Annotated in this window: 1 protein-coding gene; it reads left to right on the top strand. The window is 58.3% G+C overall.

Annotated features, from left to right (window positions below; translation table 11 throughout):
* A partial coding sequence (locus tag PMES_RS16460) for a hypothetical protein (RefSeq protein ID WP_159966786.1) occupies nucleotides 1-264 on the top strand: 264 nt, incomplete at both ends.

Genomic DNA, 264 nt, shown 5'->3' with positions numbered 1-264 from the left:
GGACACGAAGTCCTATCCGATCGAGCTTCTGTTCAACGGCGCTGGCATCTTCGAGCTGTCCTATTACTGGACCGGGCGGCTTGAGGCAGGTGACGTGCCGATGCGCCTGACGCCCAGTGATCAGGCGATCTTCAACGACTTCGCGCCAAGCTACGTGCGTATTCACCGCTTCATCAAGTCTGACCCCCATTCCAATTATCTCGCGCAGGTGACGGACGAAGCCGGCCAGGAAGGGTTCTCGCTTCCCCAGCATCTCGACATCAT

Origin of the sequence: Profundibacterium mesophilum KAUST100406-0324, assembly GCF_009835145.1 — a bacterium.
Classification (GTDB): Bacteria; Pseudomonadota; Alphaproteobacteria; order Rhodobacterales; family Rhodobacteraceae; genus Profundibacterium; species Profundibacterium mesophilum.
Note: the sequence above shows the minus strand (reverse complement) of the source record. Positions and strands in the feature narration are given on the sequence as shown.